Genomic DNA, 20235 nt, shown 5'->3' on the forward strand with positions numbered 1-20235 from the left:
TCAGAAAATTCAGTTATTTTTGTGCCATATTTAACAAAAATCAAATTCATGTCTGAAGCAAAAGGAATAATAAAGCACATTCCAAATACAATTACCTGTATGAATTTATTTTCAGGTTGCACAGCTAGTTTAATGGCTATCGAGGGTCATTTAGTTGAAGCATCTGTATTAATAATTATAGCGGCAATATTCGATTTTTTCGATGGCCTTGCTGCCAGAGCTCTTAAAGCTTATTCGCCAATGGGTAAAGAATTAGACTCTCTTGCTGATATGGTAAGTTTTGGCTTAACTCCGGGCTTAATCGCTTTTGGATATCTTAAAATTGCTGTTTTGGGTGATGTTGCCGTAAATTTTAACCCTTCGGAATTAAGTTTTTCGGAAATAATTTTACTTTTATCTGCATTTATAATTCCAATATTTTCGGCTTTACGATTGGCTAAATTTAATGTTGATACAAGACAAACCACATCTTTTATAGGGGTGCCTACACCTGCCAATGCAATGTTCTGGGCTTCGATTCCTTTGGTTCTGCATTTGGGCAAATATCCAGTAATCGAAAGTCTGGTATCTAAGCCAATAATATTAATTATTGCAGTGGCAATTACATCACTTTTATTGGTTATTGAAGTACCAATGTTCGCCTTAAAAGTAAAGAGCCTAAAATGGAGCGAAAATAAGCTTAGGTATTCATTCTTAATTACTCTAATTATTCTTGCTGTACTACTTAAGTGGCTAGTTATTCCAATGATATTATTCGTTTATATTATATTTTCGTTGATAGATAATTATCAAATTAAAAAATAAACACAAACACTTCTACAAACAAAGGCTAAAGAATTAATTCTTTAGCCTTTGTTTGTATTTCTCAAAATTGTAAAACGCAAAATCATTTGCTATTCATAATCTCATTTTGTTTTAATATGGCTTCCTTATGAATCATTCTTAAAAGTTGAGTTATAAATTTCTCGCTCATACCCAAACTATTTCCAAGATCAACACCTCTTTCTCGAACTTTCTCCCATTGCTTGAGCTGCAAAATTGTCATGTTATTTTTAAACTTATACTCTCCTATTTCCTCGATAATATTCATTCGCTGCGACAATAGCTGTATCAATTGTGTATCGATAGAATCAATTTGGTCTCTATATTTTTCCAGCTGATCAATTTCGTCATGCTCGATGTTATAAACACGACAAACCAAGCCCCTTAGTAGTTCATCTAAATTGGCTGGTGTTAGTTGCTGTTCCGAATCACTTAATGCCTCACACGGATTAAAATGACTTTCAATCATTAATCCATCTATATTTAAATCCATAGCTTTTTGGGCCATTTCTTTTACATACTTTCGCGTACCTGCAATATGACTTGGATCGCAAATAATCGGCAAATTATGAAATCTTGATTTTAATTCGATAGGAATTTCCCACTTGGGGATATTACGTAATATGGTTTTCTCAAAAGGATAAAATCCTCGATGTATCGCCGCCAGTTTCGTAATTCCAGCTTTATGAATTCTTTCCAAAGCACCTATCCAAAGATTGATATCCGGATTAATAGGATTTTTCACCATTACAGGAATATTCATCCCCTGAAGAGCACTTGCCAGCTCCTGCACCGAAAAAGGATTAGAAGTTGTTCTGGCACCAATCCACAAAATATCAACATTATGACGCAGACACATTTCAACATGTTTGGGAGAAGCTACTTCAACAGTTGTTAAAAGCCCAGTTTCTAATTTCACCCTATTTAGCCACTGTAATGCATCCTCTCCTCTTCCTTCGAATGAATTTGGACGAGTACGTGGTTTCCACACTCCAGCCCTAAATATTTTAACCTGTTCAATCTTTTTTAGCTCGTGGGCAGTTGCCAGTAGCTGTTCTTCCGATTCAGCACTACAAGGACCACTTATCACAATAGGGTGAGAATCCAACTTCTTAAACCAGTTATGTATAGGTTTAATATTATCCAATCCGCTCATATTCTATAATTTTAGGCATGCCCAGATATCTTAAAATTTCGGGCAGCACAAAAGTACACTTTTAAATGAAATCGAAAAACCCTTAAAAAAAGAATCGGTATCCTTACGAATACCGATTACTTTATATTTATTCGTTCTCTATCTGAGAACTTAATTTCTTTAGTGTATATCTAACCAATTTGTAACTAACAAAAATTAGTAAAGGCCAGGTTAATAACCATATTATCGATGATAAATACATATCTTTTTTAGTTTTTAATTAATACAAATGATCTTCAGCCTGAATCTCCTCAATATCGATCTTTTTATTATTAATAGCTCTCCAGGCCCACACGATATAAGCAATAACAAACGGAACCATTAAAGAAACATAAGACATTGCAGTTAGTGTATAATGCGAAGATGAAGCATTCTGTATTGTTAATGATGATTGCAGATCGGCCACAGAAGGATAAAATGCGGTATTATTAAAACCTGCTAGTAAAAACAAACTAAAAACAACTAAAATTGTTCCACCACCAGCACACCAAATTCCTGTGGTATGTTTCTGTGCTAAATACGATTTTATCAATCCATACAAAACTCCGGCAACTCCTACTACAAAAAGTATGGCCACAACTGGCATTGCCATTAGATTATGCAAATACTTAAAAGACTCCATCGAAACAACACCCGTTTTAGTATCGACAGCAAAACCATCCATTACTAATAAACGAATTGCAAAAAATAAGAAAAACACTAAAAATGGAATTCCCGATACTAGCAATTGCTTTTTTGAGCGATTAAAAATATTATCATCTTCGATACTATTCATAAAATACATACTCCCCAGTACTCTTGCTAAAAAGAAAACAGCTAATCCTAAAGCTACATTATGAATATTTAAAACAGCTTCCAGACCCCCATAAGGATTTGCCCATCTTGACTGGTTCATTTCATTCACGGTAAATTCGGCTCCATTAAAAAATGTACCTACGGCGGTTCCAATTAAAATTGTTCCTAATAATCCGTTAATAAATAAAAAAGCTTCGAATGTTTTAGCACCCCAAACATTATTGGGTTTACTTCTAAACTCATAAGCTACAGCCTGAATTATAAAGCAAAAAAGTATTGCCATCCAAACCCAATATGCTCCTCCAAACGAAGTAGAATAAAACAAAGGAAATGAGGCAAACATTGCTCCTCCAAAAGTTACAAGAGTTGTAAAGGTAAATTCCCATTTTCTTCCTAGAGCATTTACAACCATTGTTCGCTCAGTTTTCGATTTTCCTATTGTGTAAATTAGTGTTTGTCCTCCCTGAACAAACATCAAAAACACCAAAATACTTCCCAATAGTGAGTCAATTACCCACCAATATTGTTGTAATGCTAAATGCGATAAATTTTCAAACATAATTAGTGTCCTCCGTGATTTGGTCCGATTTTAATTTGTTTCAGCATAATTTTTATTTCTGCAATTAAAAGTCCTGTAAAAACAAGTAAAAACAGAAAGAACGTAATCATAACTGCTGAAGTATCAATATTAGAAACTGCAGCCAAAGTTGGCATAAGATCCTGAATTACCCATGGCTGACGCCCCATTTCGGCAACAACCCATCCACTTTGAGAAGCAACGTAAGCTAAAGGTATACTCCAAATAGCCACTCGTAAAAACCACTTTTTATTTACTATACTTTCCTTGTAAATAAAGAATAAACAAAGCAAGAACAGAAGGATAAACCACATGCCCAATGCTACCATTATATGGAAACTATAAAAAGAAATTGAAATTGGGGGAACAGTTTCATAAGGATCATTAAAATATCCGTAACCAAAATATTTAAAGTTTGCCTCTAACTGCTTAAGAGCTTGCTCAGCCATTACATCATCACCATTCTTTTTAGCTTTCTTATAGTTCTTAAGAGCAGCAATTGCCTTGCGCCCCATCTCCATCTTAACACTCACCGGAGGATGAACTTCTCCATGGTGATCGGTATATCCATTTATGATATCGTTTACTCCAGGAACAAAAGCATCCCCTTTCATAAAAGCCATATAACTTAGTAAGTTCGGAATTTCTATTTTAAAGCTAAATTCTTTCATGTTCTTAGAAGTACCTTGATAGTCATCCGAGAACATCCCTAAGGCAACCAAACCAGCTCCATTCGATCCGTCATATAAACCTTCCATTGCAGCGAACTTCATTGGCTGATCCCGAACTATTTCTCTTGCAGAGTTATCGCCTGTCATCACTGTAAATAGCGAAGTTGTTAATCCAAAAACAGCTGCCACAACAATACTTTTTTTACCAAAAACAACATCTCGTTTTTTTAGCAAATACCAAGAACTAACTCCAATTACAAAAACCGCTGCCAATACATAAGACGAAGATATAGTATGAAGAAATTTATTTATGGCAGTTGGAGAAAACAAAATATCCCAAAAATTTATCATCTCGTTACGTGCTGTATCCGGATTAAATCTCATTCCAATAGGATTTTGCATCCATCCATTAGCCACCAAAATCCATAAAGCAGAGAGATTAGATCCAATGGCTACCAGCCAGGTGGAAATTAAATGAAACCTTTTACTCACCTTATTCCATCCAAAAAACATGACGGCAATAAAAGTAGATTCCATAAAAAATGCCATAATACCTTCTACCGCAAGTGGTGCACCGAAAATATCACCAACAAACCACGAATAATTCGACCAGTTTGTTCCAAACTCAAATTCAAGAATAATACCTGTTGCTACACCAATTGCAAAGTTAATTCCAAACAGGCTCATCCAATATTTGGTAATTTTTTTCCATTCAGGATTCCCTGTTCTAACATAAATGGTCTCCATTATGGCAATAATGAAAGCCAGTCCTAAGGTAAGAGGCACAAATATCCAATGATACATTGCTGTTAATGCAAATTGCGCTCTGGACCAATCCACTAAAGAAAGATCAAAGTTTTCAATCATATTATTGATTTTTAGGTTTAGTTAATTGTTCGATCACATAATCACCGCGATCTTTATCGTTATTATATTTTGATTTCAAAAAATTAGGAAAAAAAAACAACTTTAATATAAAAAACATAATAAAAAGTTTCAAAATAATAATTATCCAAATCTGTCTACTCCATTTACTTTGCCCCTTAAAGCCATTATAATAAAATCGATATACAGTAACGGGCCACTCTAACAGTTTCGAGAAACTTTCTCTTTTCATTCTCTTTACTTTTCGGTTAATATAAAATCGAAAATTATAAAATAATAAAAGATAATAAACTCTTTTATTGCTTATCAATAATCGAGATAAAAGTATACTTTATTCTTGACCCAAGAATAAATTCATCATAGATTCTTTTGATATTCGCATCTAAAAAATCGATAAATAATTCACTGATAAACGCTTAGGTAAAAATAAAGGCTTTATTTCGCTATAAATCTGATGTTTAAATATAATTTTAATAATACTTGATACACAGGAGAATCCAACAGTAAATTTCCAAGAACAAAAGAATTCTAATTTTAACAAGATCAAACACTTTTTTTTACAATTAAAAATCAACAACTTAGAAACTACCAAACCAATATTTATTATTTTATTTTATTCGATACATAGCTTAACAAAGCATCTATCACAATTCAATATATTTCTTTATATTTGATACATTACGCAAACGTTTAAGCAATTTTAAGATCAGAATGAAAACATTTTCCGAATGCTAGAATAGTAAGTCTAACTTAATTGACAATTAATATTTTAGCATGCGATTTTCTCTTAACATTACACATAGAACGCATTTGAAATACTAACCCATTAAAAGAATGAAAGAAGAAACCTCAAACCACAGTCGAAGAAAATTTCTAAAAAGTCTTGGTATTTCGGTTGGCGCTGCCGGTGTTGTTAGTAGCTTTTCTCTTTTGGGAGCTGCAAAAGCTGCAGCCAACAAACCTGCAGAAATGGTTAATTTACTAACCCAGGACGGACAACTTGTAGAAGTAGATAAAAACCAATTGAGACCTAAGGTAACCGAACCACTTACCGAACTTCAAAAAAGAGGAAGAGAAGGTATGCCCGGGAAATCATACGTTATGGTAATTGACCTTAGTAAATGTCGTAATGCACGTAAATGCATGGAAGCTTGTCAAAGTCACCACCAATTGCGCCCCGACCAGCATCATATTAATGTTCTTCAAATGCAGGACGATGAACATACGGCTCCTTATTTTATGCCGAAGCCCTGTCAACATTGCGACAATCCTCCCTGCACAAAAGTTTGTCCTGTTGATGCAACTTTTAAACGTCAGGATGGAATTGTATTAATAGATAATGAAAGATGTATTGGCTGTCGTTTCTGTATTGCTGCTTGTCCTTATTCTGCACGTATTTTTCAATGGACAGAACCTAAAGATGCCGAGAAATACAATAAACTAACCTATAATATAGAAGCTAATGTTCCTCAGAAAAAAGGAACAATTTCAAAATGTCTGTTTAGTGCCGACCGTTTGCGCGAAGGAAAATTACCTTCTTGTGTATCATCTTGTCCGAATGGAGTATATTATTTTGGTGATAGAAACGAAGATGCGGTTACAAATGGAACAACAGGTGAAACTGTTCGCTTCTCTAAATTAATTGAAGATAACGCAGGTTATACTTTATTACCAGAACTGGGAACCAAACCTCGCGTTTATTATTTACCTGCTAAAAACAGAGCTTTCAAGTTTAATGGTGATTTATTAGACGAAAATAATCTTCACTAAGTCCTATTAAATAAAACACATTAAATAAATATTTGCTATCACTAACCCAAATCTTATGAATGACTTACCAAAACAAAAGGAAACCCATCTTTCGTTTGAAAAAATAAAAAAAGACATTCTGCACCCAATGCAAAACCATAAAGGACTCGAGCTTTGGATTGTATTTTTAATAACAGTAATAGGTGTTTGCGGATGGGCATACTATATTCAGTTGCGTGATGGACTAGGCGTTACCGGCATGCGCGATTATGTATCATGGGGTATGTATATCGCGAACTTTGTATTTTTTGTTGCCGTTAGTTTAGTAGGCATGCTTATTTCCTCTATTCTTGGTTTACTAAGAGTAGATTGGATTGTCCCTATTTCGAGAATAGCCGAAATTATTGCCGTTGCATTTGTTGCGGTTGCTGGTTTAGTTATTATTTTAGACATGGGACGCCCTGATAGAGTTGTAAATGTTCTTATTCATGGTCGATTTCAATCTCCAATTCTTTGGGATGTTACAGTAATTACCACCTACCTAACCGTAAGTGCATTACTCTTAATTTTGCCAATGATTCCCGATCTGGCAATCTGTAAAAATGAATTAAAAAGAACATCACCCATCCTAAAAAAATTATACAACATACTTTCTTTCGGATACATAAACACACCCAGCCAACACAAGCATTTACACAAAATGATAAGAACGCTAATGGTGCTAATTGTACCCATTGGACTGGCTATTCACACTGTAACTTCGTGGCTGTTTGCTGCAACCCTTCGAAATGGTTGGGATACTACTATTTTTGGACCTTATTTTGTAGCTGGAGCATTCGTGGCTGGTACTGCCGCCCTTATTATTGCAATGTATTTTTTTAGGGTTAACTACAAACTAAAAGATTATATCACCGATTTACATTTCGATAAAATAGGTAAGCTGCTTGTTGTTGTTTGTCTAGTATATCTATATTTTAATTTAAATGAATTTCTCGTTCCAGGATATAAAATGAAAACTGGCGACGACATACACCTAAAAGAATTATTTACAGGAAGTTGGGCAACACTATTTTGGGTGTCTCAATTTTTGGGAAATATTATTCCTATCGTCCTTTTACTATTTAAAAGGTTTAGAAAACCACTGCCAATTATGATTATTTCGGTATTTGTATTGATAGCGGCATGGGTAAAACGATACGTTATTGTGGTTCCAACTTTATTACACCCTCATTTACCCATACAAAATGTACCCGAAAATTTTGTTCATTATCATCCAACTTCAATCGAAATATCGGTTACAGTACTAAGTTTTGCTTTGGTATTACTTATCATTACTGTTCTTTCAAAAATATTCCCGGTAATTCCTATTGTTGAGGTAGCAGAGAAAGAAGGAATTGAAGTTAAAATTGAATCTTAATACAGAAACAGATGAAAAAATCAATACATACAATTAGCATTTTGATCCTGATTTTTGCTCTAACAGGTTTATTTGCAGGTGCACAAAACTGGAACGTCCCTAACAGTGCAAAAAAAGTTCAAAACCCATTAGAATCATCATCTAAAAATATTAATGCAGGTAAAAAGTTATACAATATTCACTGTAAATCATGCCATGGCGATGCCACAATGAACAACATGTTACCACTGACTCCTATTGCTCCGAGCGATTTGGGATCTCAAGCATTTTTAGTGCAGCCCGATGGTGAAATATTCTACAAACTAAACAAAGGACAAGGCGCAATGCCAACTTTTGAAAAAACAATTAGCGACAAAGACAAATGGATGATTATAACTTATTTACGATCGTTCGATAAAAATAAAAAAATAAGTTTAAAAATTGAGGAAATAAATAATCCTGAAGTAACAGACGTTAATCTGACTGTTGATATCTCCGAAGCTGATAAAAAAATAGCTGTTCTCTTAACCGGTCTTACTAAAAAAGGAAATCGAGTTGGCCTAGAAGGCATAGAACTAAGCTTTATGGTAAAAAGAGAATTTGGCTATCTCGATATTTCCGGAGAAGATCCATACACAAATAAAAATGGAGAACTTGAAATTACTTTTCCTGCCGATTTACCTGGTAACACCGAAGGTGTCGTTAATATGCTTGTAAAACTTACTGATGAAAATTCTTATGGAAAACTGGAAAAAAATCAAATGATTGCTTTAGGAGTCCCTACTATTCCGGAAAATTTATTGAACAAACGAGTTATGTGGGGCACACGGGCAAATGCTCCTATCTGGATTACAGCAACATTTTTAGGTGGTATTATTTTCTTCTGGAGCGTGATTTTCTGGGTAATATTTCAGATGTTATCACTACCTAAACTGGCAAAAAATAAAGATTAGTCAGATTCATTGTTTTCTTTCTTTTTGGATTTTGAGGAACCTCCTAATTTGTAAAGAAGATATCCGATACCAACAAGAAAATGAAAAGCTGTTATTATTAACAGAAGATAAACAAAGTTTGAATCTGATCTCATAAATTAACTAAATTACACACTCTGCAAGATGGCAAAAATGCAGGAAGATACAAAAAACAAAATCTGTGTTCACTGTGGCGACAACTGTGGAAAGCACCCTGTAATGTGGGATGGCAAAGCTTTTTGTTGCAATGGTTGTTCAACAGTGTATCAACTGCTACACGAAAACGAATTGTGCAATTATTACGATTTTGAATCCAATCCGGGGATTAAACTTGATGGTGGAAAATTTAAAGAAAAATTCGCTTTTCTGGATGAAGATGAAATAGCAGATCCCTTATACGATTTTAAGGAAGGAAATATCCGAAAAATTACTTTATATATTCCTGCTATTCATTGCAGTTCTTGTATCTGGCTTCTCGAAAATTTAAATATCCTAAATAAAGGCATTCTTAAATCGGTAGTTAATTTTGTAAAAAAAGAAGCAGCTATCACTTTCGATTCCGAGCAAATAAGTATTCGCCAACTGGCAGAACTATTGTCTTCTATACACTATATTCCTGAAATTACTCTTGATAAATTACAGGAAAGAAAAAATTCTGATGCCAACAAAAAACTTTTGTATAAAATTGGGATCGCCGGATTTTGTTTTGGAAATATCATGCTGTTAAGTCTGCCAGAATACGTTCCTGGCCATGAGTATCTGGAAACTCATTTTAAAAATTTCTTTGGAATGATGAATTTCCTTCTTGTTCTGCCGGTATTTTTATACAGCGGTAATGATTATTTAAAATCGGCATTTAAAGCCATAAAACATCGATTTATAAATATTGATGTGCCTATTTCCCTGGGCATTACAACCTTATTTATACAAAGTGCTTTCGAAATTTTTACTACAAGCGGTTCGGGATATATGGATTCTCTTACCGGATTAATCTTTTTCCTTCTCATTGGAAAATGGTATCAAAACAGAACATATCAGGCATTGTCCTTCGAGAGGGATTATCGATCCTATTTTCCTGTTGCTGTTAGTAAAATGGAAGCTGGTGAAGAAATCAGTACCCCTATCGAGAAGCTAAAAAAAGGAGATATTATATTAATCCGAAATCAGGAATTGATTCCTGCCGATAGTATTCTGACCAAGGGAGATGCTCAAATTGATTATAGTTTTGTAACCGGTGAATCGAGTCCGGTTTTTAAAGATGCCGGCGATCAAATTTTTGCTGGTGGCAAACAAATGGGAAGTGCCATTGAACTTACTATCGAGAAAGATGTGGTTCAAAGTAGATTAACACAACTCTGGAACCAGTTTGAAGATGAAAATAATGAAGCATCGCGCCTAAACTCAATGATTGATAAAATCAGTAAATATTTTACTGTTATTATTATTGCCATTGCCATGTTCTCTGCTATTTACTGGCTAATAAATGATAATAGCAAAGCTGCATTTGCTTTTACTTCGGTTTTAATTGTTGCTTGTCCTTGCGCATTAGCTCTTTCGGCTCCTTTTGCATTAGGAAATACAATGCGACTAATGGGACGATTGGGGATCTACCTTAAAAGTTCGAATGTGGCAGAAAAACTTAATTCAATAACAAGTATTGTGTTCGATAAAACCGGCACAATAACACAGGCCGACGAAGTACTAATTAAGTTTAAAGGAGAAAAACTATTAAATGATGATCTGATAGCAGTTAAATCTTTAACCCGACACTCTACCCATATATTAAGTTCCTCATTATACGATCATTTTAAAAATATACCCCCCGAAAAAGTAGAAAATTATGAAGAACTTCCCTCAATGGGAATTTCGGGTAAAGTTAATGGGCGCGAAATTAAATTAGGCTCTGCAAAATTTATCTCCGAAGGCATAACGGAAAGTAAATCCTTAAGCACCGAGGTCTACCTTTCGGTTGATGGAAAAATAAAAGGCCATTTCACATTAAGTAATCAGTATAGAAAGGGATTATCTGAATTGATAGAGAGTTTATCTGCTAAATACGACTTACATGTTTTAACGGGAGACAATGATTCTGAGAAAAAAAATCTGTTACAGTTATTTCCCGAAGCAACAAATATCAAATTTAACCAATCGCCTAACGACAAGCTAGAATATATTAATAAGCTAAAACAAAAAAGTAAAATAGTACTAATGATTGGCGATGGATTAAACGATGCCGGAGCCTTAAAATCCAGCGATGTAGGAATATCTATTGCCGATGATGTTTACCATTTTTCACCGGCCTGCGATGCAATTTTAGAATCATCTAAATTTTCACACTTGGCAGAATTTTTATCGATTACAAAAAAGAGTATTTGGGTAGTAAAAATAAGTTTTATCCTCTCTTTTTTATACAATTTTGTTGGTTTATACTTTGCAGTTCAAGGGGTTTTATCTCCTATTATTGCAGCTGTATTAATGCCCGTTAGTTCGGTTTCTATTGTTGCATTTACAACCCTAGCAACCAATATGATTGCAAAAAATAATGAGAATAAAAATAAACTGGTAATTAAAAATAATAAAAACAAAAAAGCTTTTGAAAAAGCAGAATCGGTTCAACTAAACTAATAAATCAGCCAATAGCAAAAGCTAATGGTTAAAAACTTAACAAAATGAGTGTATTGTTTGTTTTAATCGCAATTAGCATGTTCGTAGCAGGAGGATTCCTTATCGGATTTCTTTGGGCTGTAAAAAAAGGACAATACGATGATTCCTACTCTCCTTCGGTGCGAATTTTATTCGACGACAAGGAAGAAAAAACAGAGGAGGAAGTAGAAGAAGAACCTAAAGAAGAGAAAGAAACAGGAAAAAACCATAAATCTTAATTTAATGGAAACACAACATTTTTCGTACGACAACAAAATTGTTAAATATTTCGTCTATGCAACCATAATTTGGGGAGTAGTTGGAATGCTATTCGGATTGTTGGCAGCATCACAGCTTGCCTTCCCCGTTTTTAATTTTAAGATCGCTTACACCACTTTCGGACGAATTCGTCCTATTCACACCAATGCAGTTATTTTTGCATTTGTAGGGAATGGTATTTTTGCGGCGGTATATTATTCGCTTCAGCGATTGTTAAAAACCCGGATGTTTAGCGATAAACTCAGCTGGATTCACTTCTGGGGATGGCAGGCAATTATTGTATCGGCCGCCATAACTTTTATGTTGGGAATTACAACCAGCAAGGAATATGCCGAGTTAGAATGGCCTATCGACATTGCCATTACAATTATTTGGGTAATTTTTGGTTGGAATATGTTTGGAACCATATTAAGAAGACGAGCCGATCACCTTTATGTTTCCATTTGGTTTTACATCGCCACCTTTGTTACGGTTGCCGTTTTACACATAGGCAACTCTATAGAGCTACCTTACAGCTGGATACAATCCTATCCGGTTTATGCCGGCGTACAGGATGCTTTGGTACAATGGTGGTACGGACATAATGCGGTTGCATTCTTCTTAACTACACCTTATTTGGGATTGATGTACTATTTTCTTCCTAAGGCGGCAAATCGTCCAGTCTATTCGTACAGACTATCAATTATTCACTTTTGGGCATTGGTATTCCTTTACATCTGGGCTGGTCCACATCATTTGCTTTATACAGCATTACCAGACTGGGCTCAATCCTTAGGTGTTGTATTCTCAATAATGCTTATTGCTCCATCTTGGGGTGGTATGTTTAATGGCTTACTTACACTTCGTGGCGCCTGGGATAAAGTTCGAGACAGTGCAACCCTTAAATTTATGGTGGTAGCTGTAACCTGTTATGGTATGTCTACTTTCGAAGGTCCAATGATGTCGTTAAAATGGGTGAATTCTCTAACTCACTACACCGACTGGACCATTGCTCACGTTCACATTGGCGCAATGGGATGGAATGGATTCCTAACTTTTGGTATGCTATATTATTTATTTCCAAAAATGTGGAAAACAAAACTGTACTCCGAAAAATTAGCAAATGCCCATTTCTGGATTGGGACTTTAGGTATGATGTTTTATGCACTTCCTCTTTACTGGGGAGCCGTAGTTCAAACCTTAATGTGGAAAGAATTTACTGCCGATGGTTTACTAGCTTATCCTAATTTTCTTGAGACAGTAACTCAAATTTTACCAATGTATCATGTACGTGTATTTGGTGGACTTTTATATTTCTCAGGTTTATTTCTAATGGTTTATAATTTGCTAAAAACAGCAGCTAAAGGAACATTTATCGACAATGAAAAAGCATCAGCCCCAGCTTTACAAAGTCATCCAAAAAGAGAAACAGGTGAAGGTTTACATCGCTGGTTAGAAAGAAAACCTGTTCAATTTATGATATTGGCAACAATTGCAATTCTTATTGGTGGAGCTTTCGAAATTATTCCTACATATCTTATAAAATCAAACGTTCCAACTATTGAGAGTGTGAAACCATACACACCTTTAGAATTACAGGGACGAGATATTTATATACGCGAAGGCTGTAATACTTGCCACTCGCAAATGGTTCGTCCGTTCCGTTCAGAAACCGAACGCTACGGTGAATATTCTAAAGCAGGCGAATTTGTATACGACCATCCTCATTTATGGGGATCGAAACGAACTGGTCCCGATTTGGCACGCGAAGGTGTTCCGGGAGGAAAAATGTATAAAACAAATATCTGGCACTACAACCACATGCTGGATCCTCAAAAAATGAATGCCCAATCTATTATGCCAGCATATCCATGGTTAATTAAAGATCAGTTGGATACTACATACACAGCAGCTAAAATTCGTACCATGACCAAACTTGGTGTTCCGTATGATAAGGAACCTTATCCAGCGAACTACGATAAGGTGGCAAATGAAGATTTAAGAAAACAGGCAGAAGAAATAGCTGCCGACTTAAATAAAAATGGTATTAAAGTAGCTAGCGACAGAGAAATTATAGCTCTTATTGCCTACTTGCAACGTTTGGGTAGAGACATATCGGTAAAAGAATAGAAACAGTAATAAAGATAAAGGATAGAGTAATTCGAGACATATTATTTTAGCCTTCCCTCTTTATTTTAAGATTATAAATATGAAATTAGTTAGTCATTATTTACAAAATATTTCGGATGTTGGATTCTTTCCAAGTATCTCACTTCTGATTTTCTTCCTGTTTTTCACAGGAGTAATATGGTGGGCCTTTAAGAAAAACAATAAGGCCTTTTTTACACAAATGGGAAATTACCCTCTTGAGGAGGAAAGCAATAAATCCTTCGAATCTGAAAAATAATCACTGACTTTAAAAAGAAAGCTATGGATGACGATAAATACATGAAAGAAAATGAACACATGATTAGCGACCATGATTACGATGGAATCAGGGAGTTAAACAATCCTATGCCAGTTTGGTGGCGTTACCTTTTTTATGCTACCATTGTATTTGCGGCTGTTTACTGGTTTAGATATCATGTTTTTGGTGATGATTTACAAATTGATGAATACAACAAAGAAATGGCTTTGGCCCAGGCAAATAAACCAAAACCACAATTCGATGAAAAAGCATTGGTCTTAATGACCGATACTGAAAATCTGGCAAAAGGAAAGGCTATTTACGACAAAAACTGCATTGCATGTCATGGTGCTGTTGGAGAAGGGAATGCCATTGGTCCAAACTTAACCGATAAGTACTGGTTAAACGGAGGAAGTCTTGAAGAAGTTTACCAAATTATTAAAGTTGGTAAACCATTAAAGGGAATGCTAGCATGGCAGAACCAGCTTTCGCCAGAACAGATGCTTCAGGTATCGAGTTATACAATGAGCCTGCAGGGAACAAATCCACCTAATGCAAAAGAGGCTCAAGGTGAATTGGTTGAATAATGTGTAAGCTTTAGATAAGTAGTTTCAGACTTCTGGAAAGTACATTGAAGCTTGAAACTAATTTCATAAATACAATAGCAATGGCCCCCGAAAACCCTTTCAATTCCTATCGCGATCAGCTGGCAACATTAAACGATTCTGGCAAACGCAGATGGGTTTATGCTCAAAAGCCAAAAGGAAAACTTTACAAATACCGAAATTTAGTAAGTTATACATTGTTAACTTTACTATTTGGATTACCATTTGTAAAAATAGGTGGAGAACCCTTATTTTTACTTAATGTTCTTGAGCGAAAATTTATTCTTTTTGGAGTAAGATTCTGGCCTCAGGATTTTCATATTTTTCTGTTCTCGATGATAACTCTTTTTGTATTCGTAGTATTTTTTACGGTAAGCTATGGAAGAATATGGTGCGGCTGGGCATGTCCGCAAACCATTTTTATGGAGTTTATATTTAGAAAAATAGAATATCTAATTGAGGGCACTCCACAACAGCAGCGAAAACTGAATACCCAATCGTTTAACTTTGAGAAATTTTGGAAGAAAAGCCTAAAAACAATTCTCTTTTTTGCAATTTGTTTTATTATTACAAACACTTTTCTATCCTACATTATAGGTATTGATGAATTATGGAAAATTATAAATGAACCGATTGCCAAACATAAACTAGGTTTTACAATTGCTTTGCTTTTTTCGGGTGCTATGTTTTTTGTGTTTGCAAAATTACGAGAACAGGTATGTACCATGATATGTCCATACGGAAGATTGCAAGGTGTATTGTTGGATTCAAATACCATTGTAGTGGCCTACGATTATAAGCGTGGAGAAGAACGTGCACCACTCGAAGCGGGAGAAGATAGAAAAGAAAATGGCAAAGGGGATTGCATAGACTGTTACCAATGTGTGAATGTTTGTCCTACCGGAATAGATGTTCGCGATGGAACACAACTGGAATGTATCAATTGTACTGCCTGTATTGATGAATGTAACTCAGTAATGAAATGGCTTGGCCGACCGCAGGGTTTAATACGTTTCGATTCAGAAAAAAATATCGCCGAAGGCAAAAAGAAAAACTGGCCGGTACGAAAAATTGCTTACACTTTTGTTCTCTCTTTACTGATAGTAATTGTAATTACTTTATTTGCCTCACGATCCGATTTGGAAGCTGTGATTCTTCGAACTCCAGGTTTACTTTATCAGGAACAAAGTGCAAATAGAATCAGTAATATGTATAACTTTAAGGTAATTAATAAAAGTACCAAGCACATTCCTATTCACTTTAAACTATTAAACCTTAAAGGAGAAATAAAAGTAATTCGCGAAGATATTGATACCAAGGCCAGCTCAATTAAAGAAGGAGTCTTTTTTGCAATTCTTCCCAAATCGGAAGTAACAAGCGATAACACACTCATAAAAATAGGTGTTTATGCCGGAAATCAGCTTATCGAAGAAGTTGATCTAACTTTTGTGGGACCAAATTAAAGAAATATGAAAAAATTAAGTTGGGGAACAAAACTAGGAATTATTGCATCGATTTATGTTATTGGTGTACTTATATTTGTTGGGTTTAGCACAACACAGAAAATTAATCTGGTATCGAAAGATTATTACCCCAAAGAAGTTAAATATCAGAATAGAATTAACAAAATAAAGAATGCTCAACAAATGTCGACTCCTCTATCAATAGAACAGCTTGGCAATAATATTGAAATTCAGTTCCCTGAAGATATGCATTCTAATGTAAGTGGTGATATCATTCTTTATCGACCTGCCGATTACGAATCTGATCTTAAATATCAAATATCATTAAATAAAAACGGTACTCATATAATAAACACTAACAAGCTACTAAAAGGCAGATACACAATTAAAATAGACTGGAATCATAAGAAAACTGATTACTATAAAGAGGAGGCAATTTATTTAAATAAGTAAAAATTTAAACAAACAATAAATGATTTATTTATCAGCATTAACATTAGGACTTTTAGGCAGTTTTCACTGCGTAGGAATGTGCGGCCCAATTGCACTGGCAATACCTTTAAAAACCGATTCGTGGATGGCTCGAATTTTTGGCGGCATACTATACAATTTAGGAAGAGCAGTAACCTATGCAGTAATGGGAGCCATATTCGGATTATTGGGTCGCGGTTTAGTACTAAGTGGATTCCAGCAATGGATATCAATAATAATGGGAGCAATCATGATTCTCTCTGTAATTACACCATCTATTTATAAAAATCGTTTTAATGCCGATAAAGGTATTTTCTCTTTTGTGGGCAAAGTAAAAATGTCGCTCGGCAAGCTGTTTACACAGCGCAGCTATGGCTCATTACTCTTAATTGGCTTATTAAATGGTCTGCTTCCTTGCGGATTGGTGTATTTTGCTATTGCGGGAGCCATTGCAACAGGATCGGCAGCTAGCGGTAGCCTTTTCATGTTTATATTTGGTTTGGGAACTTTACCAATGATGCTTGCTATTTCCTTAATCGGAAACTTAATAACCCTAGAACTTCGCAAAAAAGTTACCAAATTAATTCCATACGCAATTGTGTTTATTGGTGTACTATTCATTCTTCGAGGCTTAAGCCTTGGTATTCCTTATCTTAGTCCGCCAGAAAAAGCAATGACCGTACCAGTAGAGCAAACCGACGAAGAATCGGAACCTTCTTGTTGCCATTAATTACTACATATTTATAAAAACAGAAAGGTCAGTTTCAAAAAATCTGACCTTTTTATTTGTATGAATAATTAACATTTTACCTACTCCGAATAATCGAGAATATCTCCAGGGGTACAATTCAATTCGCGACAAATAGCCTCTAAAGTAGAAAATCGAATAGCTTTGGCTTTCCCACTTTTCAGAATCGATAAATTAGCCACCGTAATTCCAATTCGCTCAGCAAGTTCTTTCGAACTCATCTTTCGCTTAGCAAGCATCACATCTAAATTTGTTATAATTGGCATAACTATTCTCTTAAATGGTTAATTCACTCTCTTCTTTTAACTGTATTCCTGCTTTGTAAACTTCTGCAATTACAAAAATGATTAGAATATTAAATACACTATCCAAATGACCAAAATCTGCATAGTATGAAACACTTTTACTCATTATTGAAAACTCCTCCAGTAAAAACCAAGATACCCCAATAGATTTCAACATAGAATAAACATGAAAAGCAATAGACAATAATGCTATATTTCTGATTCTATCATAATTTTCAATTGCAAAAAACTGGGCAGTTTTAACACTTTCCGATAATGATGTAAATATATCAACCAATTTTTTTAGCATCAACAATAAAAGCCCGTACATGATAATGTTATCAAAATATCCAAAAATACGATATTTAATATCACTTGATAAAAACTTATCCAAACTTACACTTAAACTTGCTACATCAGCAAATTGGCCTCCCGAAGTAAAAGAATAAGTAGTAGCAACATCAACATAAGCTATAAGGTCAAAGTTAATTCCTGCAGGATCTCCATTAGGCCAACCTCCTGTTATAAGATTTATTATTCCAAATAAGATACTACCAATATAAAAAAAGATGCCTAGTAGAAAAATTACTCTCAAAATATTGCTTAATGATACAATTAATTCTTTTGCTTTAATCATTACATTCAATTTTAGGTTAACAACATAACAAACTTAAATAATTTTTTTTGTTTTTCAACTCTTTTTTATTGTTTTTCAATAATTTTATCTTGAAAATCAATAATTAGGTTGACTAAAACACCTATAAAACAAAACGCTAATCACATCATAGTAAAAAAAAACATTTACTCAATAATTATCCGTAATTTCGCCACAAAATATTGAAGCTAATCTGCTATGAACAAACAATCTATTTTAGTGTATGGAAGCATTATATTGGCAATGCTTTTCTGGAGTTTCTCTTTTGTATGGGTAAAAATTGTGTATCTGGTTTACAACCCAATTACCACCGTATTTTTACGACTTATTATTTCCACTGCACTTTTGTTTATAATAGGTAAAAGTATTGGTCGAATTCAAAAAATAAACAAATGCGATCGCGTACAATTGGTTTTACTAGCCTTTTTCGAGCCTTTTCTTTATTTTATGGGAGAAAGTTTTGGATTAAAGCTGGTATCTTCAACTTTAGGAGCAGTAATTATTTCGACCATTCCACTGTTCTCCCCAATAGCAGCCTATTTTTTTCACAAAGAAAAAATCAGCCCAAAAATTGTATTAGGAATCCTGGTTTCAATTATCGGAGTAGGTGTAATTATTTTCAACAAACAGTTAAACTTAATTGCATCGCCGGTAGGTATTGCTTTACTATTTTTAGCCGTAGGTTCCGCCGTTGCTTACTCTACTGTATTAAAAAATTTGGCCTCAAAATACAATCCGCTTACGCTGATATCCTACCAAAACCTTGTTGGTATAATATTTTTCCTGCCTCCCTTTCTAATATTTGATTTACAATATTTTATATCCGCACAACCCACCACCGAAGTGTGGCTAGCCATTATTCAACTAGCCGTATTCGCATCATCTTTGGCATTTATTTTCTTTACTTACGGATTAAAATATCTAGGCATTAACAAATCGAATATTTTTATTAATGCCATTCCGGTTTTTACAGCTATTTTTGCATTCTTTGTACTAAATGAAACTCTCAGCTTTCAGAAAATGATGGGAATTTCGATAGTAATTGGTGGTTTGTTTTTGTCTCAAGCCAAATTAAAGTTTTTAAAAATTCGAACTAAAAAATGAGCAAAATAAAAATCGATTTAGAGTTGTTAAAAGAAAAAGCAAAAAACACTGAGGCCGATACCAAAGAATTTTTTGCCAAACTAAAAAAGAAGAAACCTAAACAATTGGATAAAATAGTTCATGATTTACACGACGAGGTTTTCGAAGAAATCGACTGTCTGGAATGTGCCAATTGTTGTAAAAGCATTAGTCCTATTATTATCGATAAAGATATTGATCGCCTGTCAAAATATCTTAAAATAAAACCCAAAGATGTAATCGATCAATACTTAGAAATGGATCATGAAAATGATTATGTGTTTAGGGAAACTCCCTGCCCATTTTTAATGCCCGATAATTATTGCATGGTTTATGAAAGTCGTCCGCGCGCATGCCGCGAATATCCACATACTGACCGAAAACGATTTTATCAGATTTTAAATCTTACTTTAAAAAATACACATTACTGCCCTGCAGTTTACGAGCTAAGCGAACGATTAAAAAAGAAAAAAGACCAATTATAAATCACTTCTCAATTCGGATTTTTATCTTTAAAG

At 34.5% G+C, this 20235-nt stretch carries 20 protein-coding genes; 14 read left to right on the top strand and 6 right to left on the bottom strand.

Features of this window, described 5'->3' with window-relative positions:
• The first annotated feature begins 48 nt into the window (after positions 1-48).
• Positions 49-804: a CDP-alcohol phosphatidyltransferase family protein gene (locus ACT3CE_RS02840; RefSeq protein ID WP_444708244.1), complete on the top strand. Its 756-nt coding sequence runs from the start codon at positions 49-51 to the stop codon at positions 802-804.
• Between the two features lie 82 nt (positions 805-886).
• On the opposite strand, the gene ACT3CE_RS02845 is transcribed toward ACT3CE_RS02840, so the two are convergent.
• The 4 genes from ACT3CE_RS02845 to ACT3CE_RS02860 form a co-directional block, all read right to left on the bottom strand.
• Positions 887-1978, bottom strand: a complete 1092-nt coding sequence (locus tag ACT3CE_RS02845; RefSeq protein ID WP_444708245.1) for a chorismate mutase — start codon at positions 1976-1978, stop codon at positions 887-889.
• Positions 1979-2237: 259 nt separating this feature from the next.
• Positions 2238-3371 (bottom strand): cytochrome d ubiquinol oxidase subunit II, encoded by a 1134-nt coding sequence (cydB, locus tag ACT3CE_RS02850; RefSeq protein ID WP_444708246.1) that lies wholly within the window; start codon positions 3369-3371, stop codon positions 2238-2240.
• Positions 3372-3373: 2 nt separating this feature from the next.
• Positions 3374-4927: a cytochrome ubiquinol oxidase subunit I gene (locus ACT3CE_RS02855; protein WP_444708247.1), complete on the bottom strand. Its 1554-nt coding sequence runs from the start codon at positions 4925-4927 to the stop codon at positions 3374-3376.
• A 1-nt stretch (position 4928) separates the two neighbouring features.
• A complete protein-coding gene (locus ACT3CE_RS02860) occupies positions 4929-5177 on the bottom strand; it encodes a DUF4492 domain-containing protein (protein ID WP_444708248.1) in 249 nt (82 codons plus the stop codon).
• A 602-nt stretch (positions 5178-5779) separates the two neighbouring features.
• On the opposite strand from ACT3CE_RS02860, the gene ACT3CE_RS02865 reads away from it, so the two are divergent.
• The 11 genes from ACT3CE_RS02865 (at position 5780) to ACT3CE_RS02915 (ending at position 17638) form a co-directional block, all read left to right on the top strand.
• On the top strand, positions 5780-6715 hold the full coding sequence (locus ACT3CE_RS02865) for a 4Fe-4S dicluster domain-containing protein (protein ID WP_444708249.1): 936 nt from the start codon (positions 5780-5782) through the stop codon (positions 6713-6715).
• 55 nt (positions 6716-6770) lie between these two features.
• On the top strand, positions 6771-8111 hold the full coding sequence (gene nrfD / locus ACT3CE_RS02870; protein WP_444708250.1) for an NrfD/PsrC family molybdoenzyme membrane anchor subunit: 1341 nt from the start codon (positions 6771-6773) through the stop codon (positions 8109-8111).
• Between the two features lie 11 nt (positions 8112-8122).
• On the top strand, positions 8123-9043 hold the full coding sequence (locus ACT3CE_RS02875) for a c-type cytochrome (protein ID WP_444708251.1): 921 nt from the start codon (positions 8123-8125) through the stop codon (positions 9041-9043).
• 162 nt (positions 9044-9205) lie between these two features.
• On the top strand, positions 9206-11686 hold the full coding sequence (locus ACT3CE_RS02880; protein WP_444708252.1) for a heavy metal translocating P-type ATPase: 2481 nt from the start codon (positions 9206-9208) through the stop codon (positions 11684-11686).
• A 44-nt stretch (positions 11687-11730) separates the two neighbouring features.
• Positions 11731-11943 carry a cbb3-type cytochrome oxidase assembly protein CcoS gene (ccoS, locus tag ACT3CE_RS02885; RefSeq protein WP_444708253.1) on the top strand — a complete coding sequence of 71 codons (213 nt, stop codon included), beginning with the start codon at positions 11731-11733 and terminating at the stop codon, positions 11941-11943.
• A gap of 4 nt (positions 11944-11947) precedes the next feature.
• Complete coding sequence (gene ccoN / locus ACT3CE_RS02890; protein WP_444708254.1) at positions 11948-14092, top strand: cytochrome-c oxidase, cbb3-type subunit I; 2145 nt, start codon at positions 11948-11950, stop codon at positions 14090-14092.
• A 79-nt stretch (positions 14093-14171) separates the two neighbouring features.
• Positions 14172-14369, top strand: coding sequence for a cbb3-type cytochrome oxidase subunit 3 (locus ACT3CE_RS02895; RefSeq protein WP_444708255.1), 198 nt, complete (start codon positions 14172-14174; stop codon positions 14367-14369).
• Between the two features lie 23 nt (positions 14370-14392).
• The gene (locus ACT3CE_RS02900; RefSeq protein WP_444708256.1) at positions 14393-14956 is read left to right on the top strand and encodes a cbb3-type cytochrome c oxidase N-terminal domain-containing protein; all 564 of its coding nucleotides are present in this window, start codon (positions 14393-14395) and stop codon (positions 14954-14956) included.
• 80 nt (positions 14957-15036) lie between these two features.
• The gene (ccoG, locus tag ACT3CE_RS02905; RefSeq protein ID WP_444708257.1) at positions 15037-16437 is read left to right on the top strand and encodes a cytochrome c oxidase accessory protein CcoG; all 1401 of its coding nucleotides are present in this window, start codon (positions 15037-15039) and stop codon (positions 16435-16437) included.
• 6 nt (positions 16438-16443) lie between these two features.
• Positions 16444-16890 (top strand): FixH family protein, encoded by a 447-nt coding sequence (locus ACT3CE_RS02910; protein WP_444708258.1) that lies wholly within the window; start codon positions 16444-16446, stop codon positions 16888-16890.
• 19 nt (positions 16891-16909) lie between these two features.
• The gene (locus ACT3CE_RS02915; RefSeq protein WP_444708259.1) at positions 16910-17638 is read left to right on the top strand and encodes a sulfite exporter TauE/SafE family protein; all 729 of its coding nucleotides are present in this window, start codon (positions 16910-16912) and stop codon (positions 17636-17638) included.
• Positions 17639-17718: 80 nt separating this feature from the next.
• Here ACT3CE_RS02915 and ACT3CE_RS02920 read toward each other — a convergent pair whose 3' ends face one another.
• Together ACT3CE_RS02920 and ACT3CE_RS02925 are read right to left on the bottom strand one after the other, a co-directional pair.
• Positions 17719-17922 carry a helix-turn-helix domain-containing protein gene (locus ACT3CE_RS02920; RefSeq protein ID WP_444708260.1) on the bottom strand — a complete coding sequence of 68 codons (204 nt, stop codon included), beginning with the start codon at positions 17920-17922 and terminating at the stop codon, positions 17719-17721.
• Positions 17923-17932: 10 nt separating this feature from the next.
• Entirely contained in the window at positions 17933-18577 is a 645-nt protein-coding gene (locus ACT3CE_RS02925) for a DUF2975 domain-containing protein (RefSeq protein WP_444708261.1), read from the bottom strand.
• A gap of 216 nt (positions 18578-18793) precedes the next feature.
• On the opposite strand from ACT3CE_RS02925, the gene ACT3CE_RS02930 reads away from it, so the two are divergent.
• Entirely contained in the window at positions 18794-19699 is a 906-nt protein-coding gene (locus tag ACT3CE_RS02930) for a DMT family transporter (protein WP_444708262.1), read from the top strand.
• Positions 19696-20202 carry a YkgJ family cysteine cluster protein gene (locus ACT3CE_RS02935; protein WP_444708263.1) on the top strand — a complete coding sequence of 169 codons (507 nt, stop codon included), beginning with the start codon at positions 19696-19698 and terminating at the stop codon, positions 20200-20202. Before ACT3CE_RS02930 ends, ACT3CE_RS02935 begins: the two co-directional genes overlap by 4 nt.
• Positions 20203-20235: the final 33 nt, after the last annotated feature.

The sequence above is a fragment of the Marinifilum sp. RC60d5 genome, assembly GCF_052400665.1.
In the GTDB taxonomy this organism is placed as follows: domain Bacteria; phylum Bacteroidota; class Bacteroidia; order Bacteroidales; family Marinifilaceae; genus JBQTGK01.